This is a genomic window from Variovorax sp. P1_H12_2, from assembly GCF_056405335.1.
Genome location: NZ_JBFUCI010000479.1, coordinates 1 through 4,497 on the forward strand (window position 1 = coordinate 1; position 4,497 = coordinate 4,497).

At 67.1% G+C, this 4,497-nt stretch carries 8 protein-coding genes; 7 read left to right on the forward strand and 1 reads right to left on the reverse strand.

From position 1 onward, the window contains the following. From AC1D2K_RS30520 to AC1D2K_RS30550, 7 genes are all read left to right on the forward strand, one after another. Positions 1-686, forward strand: a 686-nt coding sequence (locus AC1D2K_RS30520; protein WP_478093651.1) for a cbb3-type cytochrome c oxidase subunit I, incomplete at its 5' end; no start/stop codon positions are given. A 9-nt stretch (positions 687-695) separates the two neighbouring features. Next, on the forward strand, positions 696-1,322 hold the full coding sequence (gene ccoO / locus AC1D2K_RS30525) for a cytochrome-c oxidase, cbb3-type subunit II (protein WP_478093653.1): 627 nt from the start codon (positions 696-698) through the stop codon (positions 1,320-1,322). A gap of 11 nt (positions 1,323-1,333) precedes the next feature. After that, positions 1,334-1,480, forward strand: a complete 147-nt coding sequence (locus tag AC1D2K_RS30530; RefSeq protein WP_478093655.1) for a cbb3-type cytochrome oxidase subunit 3 — start codon at positions 1,334-1,336, stop codon at positions 1,478-1,480. Beyond that, positions 1,477-2,394, forward strand: coding sequence for a cytochrome-c oxidase, cbb3-type subunit III (gene ccoP, locus AC1D2K_RS30535; protein WP_478093657.1), 918 nt, complete (start codon positions 1,477-1,479; stop codon positions 2,392-2,394). The genes AC1D2K_RS30530 and ccoP overlap by 4 nt, the downstream gene beginning before the upstream one ends. A gap of 10 nt (positions 2,395-2,404) precedes the next feature. Next, positions 2,405-3,844, forward strand: coding sequence for a cytochrome c oxidase accessory protein CcoG (gene ccoG / locus AC1D2K_RS30540; protein ID WP_478093658.1), 1,440 nt, complete (start codon positions 2,405-2,407; stop codon positions 3,842-3,844). Positions 3,845-3,861: 17 nt separating this feature from the next. Further along, on the forward strand, positions 3,862-4,137 hold the full coding sequence (locus tag AC1D2K_RS30545) for a FixH family protein (RefSeq protein ID WP_478093660.1): 276 nt from the start codon (positions 3,862-3,864) through the stop codon (positions 4,135-4,137). Positions 4,138-4,141: 4 nt separating this feature from the next. Next, positions 4,142-4,387: a hypothetical protein gene (locus tag AC1D2K_RS30550; RefSeq protein WP_478093661.1), complete on the forward strand. Its 246-nt coding sequence runs from the start codon at positions 4,142-4,144 to the stop codon at positions 4,385-4,387. Here AC1D2K_RS30550 and AC1D2K_RS30555 read toward each other — a convergent pair. Next, the gene (locus AC1D2K_RS30555; RefSeq protein WP_478093662.1) at positions 4,368-4,484 is read right to left on the reverse strand and encodes a helix-turn-helix domain-containing protein; all 117 of its coding nucleotides are present in this window, start codon (positions 4,482-4,484) and stop codon (positions 4,368-4,370) included. The genes AC1D2K_RS30550 and AC1D2K_RS30555 overlap by 20 nt on opposite strands. Between the last annotated feature and the right edge of the window lie 13 nt (positions 4,485-4,497).

Consider the following 4,497-nt stretch of genomic DNA (forward strand, 5'->3'; position numbering starts at 1 on the left):
CCTACATGTGGGCTGGCCCGCACCACCTGCACTACACGGCGCTGCCCGACTGGACCCAGTCGATCGGCATGGTGTTCTCGCTGATCCTGCTGGCGCCCAGCTGGGGCGGCATGATCAACGGCKTGATGACGCTSTCGGGCGCCTGGSACAAGSTSCGCACCGACCCGATCCTGCGCTTCCTGATCGTCTCGCTGTCCTTCTACGGCATGTCGACCTTCGAAGGTCCGATGATGTCGRTCAAGACCGTCAACGCGCTGTCGCACTACACCGACTGGACCGTCGGCCACGTGCACGCGGGCGCGCTCGGCTGGGTCGGGCTGATCTCGATGGGCTCGCTCTACTACCTGATCCCGCGCGTGTACGGGCGCACCGAGATGTTCAGCGTGAAGGCGATCGAGCTGCACTTCTGGATGTCGACCATCGGCATCGTGCTGTACATCGCCGCGATGTGGATCGCCGGCGTGATGCAGGGCCTCATGTGGCGCGCGGTCAATCCCGACGGCACGCTGACCTACACCTTCGTCGAGAGCGTGAAGGCCACCTATCCCTACTACGTGGTGCGCATGATCGGCGGCCTGCTGTACCTGGGCGGCATGCTGGTGATGGCCTGGAACGTCTGGATGACGGTGATCTCGGGCTTCAGCAAGCCGTCGCCGATCCCGCAGACCGCCATTGCCCACGCCTGAGGAAACGCCATGAGTTCGAATACCCCCGAATCCGGCTTCTCGCACCAGAAGATCGAGACCAACAACTTCCTGATGATCGTGCTGATCCTGCTGGTGATCGCGGTCGGCGGCCTGGTCGAGATCGTGCCGCTGTTCTTCCAGAAGTCGACCACAGAGGCGGTCAAAGGCGTGGAGCCGCTGACGCCGCTGCAACTGGCGGGCCGCGACATCTACGTGCGCGAGGGCTGCTACAACTGCCACTCGCAGATGATCCGCCCGTTCCGCGCCGAGACGCTGCGCTACGGCCACTACTCGGTGGCCGGCGAATTCGTCTACGACCATCCGTTCCAGTGGGGCAGCAAGCGCACCGGCCCCGACCTGCACCGCGTGGGCGGCAAGTACAGCGACGAGTGGCATCGCATCCACCTGAACAATCCGCGCGACCTGGTGCCCGAGTCGAACATGCCGGCCTACACGTGGCTCGAGAAGGCGCCGCTCGACGGCGCCGAGTCCGCCGCCCACATGACGGCATTGCGCCGGGTCGGCGTGCCCTACACCGACGCCCAGATCGCGGCCGCGCCGGCCGAGGTCAAGGGCAAGACCGAGATGGACGCGATCGTCGCGTACCTGCAGTCGCTCGGCCTGGCACTCAAGTAAGGAGCGCAGCGATGGACACCGTCACCACCCTGCGGATCGCCGCCACGCTGGCGTCGTTCGCCACTTTCATCGGCATCCTGGTTTGGGTCTATTCGCGCCGCAACGCGAAGGCCTTCGAAGAGGCCGCAAGACTCCCCTTCGAAGAGGACCCCTCATGAGCGACTTCACCACCAACTTCTGGTCGCACTTCGTGACCGCCATCGCGCTGGGCGGCATCCTGGCCTGCGCGCTGCTGCTGTGGTGGACCGCGCGCTTCCGCGGTCCGGCCGGCGACGACAACACCACCGGCCACGTCTGGGACGAGGACCTGCGCGAAATGAACAACCCGCTGCCGCGCTGGTGGATGGGCCTGTTCGTGCTGACCATCGTTTTCGGGATCGGCTACCTGGTCGTCTTCCCGGGCCTGGGCAGCTACCGCGGCACGCTGGCCTGGACCACCGAGGGCGAGTACACGAAGGAGGTCGACAAGGCCAACGCCGAACTGGCCCCGGTCTATGCCGCCTATTCGGCGCAGCCGGTCGAGCGGCTGGCGGGCGACGCGGGCGCCATGGCGATCGGCGAGCGCCTGTTCCTCAACAACTGCGCGCAGTGCCACGGCTCGGACGCGCGCGGCAGCAAGGGATTCCCGAACCTGGCCGACGGCGATTGGCTGCATGGCGGCACGCCCGAGAAGATCCACGAGACCATCGCGCTCGGCCGCATCGGCACGATGCCGCCGATGGCCGAGGCGGTCGGCTCGGCCGAGGACGTCAAGAATCTCGCCAACTATGTGCTGAGCCTGTCGGGCAGCCCGCACGACTCGGTCCGCGCCGGCCTCGGCAAGAGCAAGTTCACGACCTGCGCGGCCTGCCACGGCATCGGCGGCGTGGGCAACACCGCGGTCGGCGCGCCGAACCTGTCCGACAAGATCTGGCTGCACGGCTACGGGCAGGAATCGATCATCGCGATGATCAACGGCGGCAAGRTCAACCAGATGCCGGCGCAGCAGGGCCGCCTGACCGAGGCCCAGATCCACGTGCTCACGGCCTACGTCTGGGGACTGTCGAACAAGCCCGCCACAGGGGCCCAGTGAGCCTGACGCCATGACCGATCGCATGCCCGCGCCGAAGCAGGCCCCTCGCACGGTGATTCCGATCGTGGCGGCCGAGAAGAGCGTCGGCCTCTACGCGGCACACGAGAAGATCTATGCGCGCAGCGTCAGCGGCTACTTCGCGCGCTGGCGCTGGGCGCTGGTGTTCGCGACGCAGCTCGTGTTCTACGGACTGCCCTGGCTCGAGTGGGGCCAGCGCCAGGCGGTGCTGTTCGACCTCGGCGCGCGGCGCTTCTTCATCTTCGGCCTGGTGCTCTATCCGCAGGACCTGATCTACCTCACGGGCCTGCTGGTGATCTCGGCCCTGTCGCTGTTCCTGTTCACCGCGGTGGCGGGCCGGCTGTGGTGCGGCTATGCCTGCCCGCAGACGGTCTACACCGAGATCTTCATGTGGGTCGAAGAGAAGATCGAAGGCAGCCGCATCGCGCGCATGCGCCTGGATCGCGGCGGCATGTCGGCCGAGAAGCTGGTCAAGAAGTGGTTCAAGCACGTGGTCTGGATCTCCATCGGCCTGTGGACCGGCTTTACCTTCGTCGGCTACTTCACGCCGATCCGCGAGCTGGGGATGTCGTTCCTGCACACGACGATGGGTTCCTGGGAAATCTTCTGGGTGCTGTTCTACGGCTTCGCGACCTACGGCAACGCCGGCTTCATGCGCGAGCAGGTGTGCAAGTACATGTGCCCCTATGCGCGCTTCCAGAGCGCGATGTTCGATCGCGACACGCTGATCGTGAGCTATGACGCCGCGCGCGGCGAGCCTCGCGGCGTGCCGGCGAAAGGGCGCGCATCGACCGCGGCGCCGCTGGGCCACTGCATCGACTGCCATCTGTGCGTGCAGGTCTGTCCGACCGGCATCGACATCCGCGAAGGCCTCCAGTACGAGTGCATCGGTTGCGGCCTCTGCGTGGATGCCTGCAACATCGTGATGGACAAGATGGACACGCCGCGCGGCCTGATCCGCTACGCCACGCAGAACGGCATGGCTGGCCGCTGGACGCCGCGGCAGGTGCTGCGGCGCGTGCTGCGGCCGCGGGTGCTGATCTACACCGGGGTGCTGGCGGCGCTGTGCATCGGCCTGCTCGCCAGCCTGGTGACGCGCACGCCGCTGAAGGTCGACGTGGTGCGCGACCGCGCGTCGCTGGCCCGCATCGTCGAAGGCGGCCAGCTCGAGAACGTCTACCGCCTGCAGATCATGAATGCCACCGAACAGGTGCAGCGCTACCGGATCGCCGCGGGCGGCCTCGAGGGGCTGAAGGTGTCCTCGGAGCCCGTGGTCGAGGTCGCGCCGGCGGAGTCGCGCTGGGTCGCGGTCCGGTTGCAGCTACCCTATGGGGCGGCAGCGGCGGGTTCGCACAAGGTGCATTTCGACGTCCGCGCCGAAAGCGGCAACGCCAGTGTCTCGGAGCCCGCGGTGTTCCTGGTACCGCGCTGATCAACCCAAGGACCAAGATGACGCACGACAACGACGCGATGAAACCCTGCCCTCCGTGGTACCGCTTCCCCCTGGTGTGGATGGTGATCGGCGGGCCGGGCGTGGTGGTGGTCGCGAGCTTCTTCACCCTGTGGCTGGCGATCTCCACGCCCGACCCGGTGGTGGACCAGGACTACTACCGCAAGGGCGTGGAGATCAACCGCACCCTGGCCGACAAGAAGCTGATGCCGGCCGTGGCCGGGCGCAACCACGCGGCGACACCGGGCAGCGCCGTGCCGCTGCCGAAGGAGTGAGTGCATGCAGACGCGCCGCTGGATGTGGATTCTCTGGCCGGCCTTCCTCCTGGCCTGCGCGCTCGAGGTGCTGGTGTTCGCCCTGGTCGACCCGGGCGACCTGAACTGGCGCGGCGAGGCGCTCGGTGCTTCGCGCCAGGCCGTCTACACGGTCGGTTTTTTCGTCTTCTGGCTGCTGGCCATGGGGGCGGGCGCACTGACCCTGCTGCTGACCCTGCCGGCGCGCGAGATCAACAGCCCGGCGGATTGACGATGCGGCGCAGCGCCTCGGGATCGACGATGCGCACGTTGCGTTGCTCGACCTCGACCATGCCGTCGGCCGCGAACTTCGACAGGGTCCGGCTCACGGTCTCGAGCTTG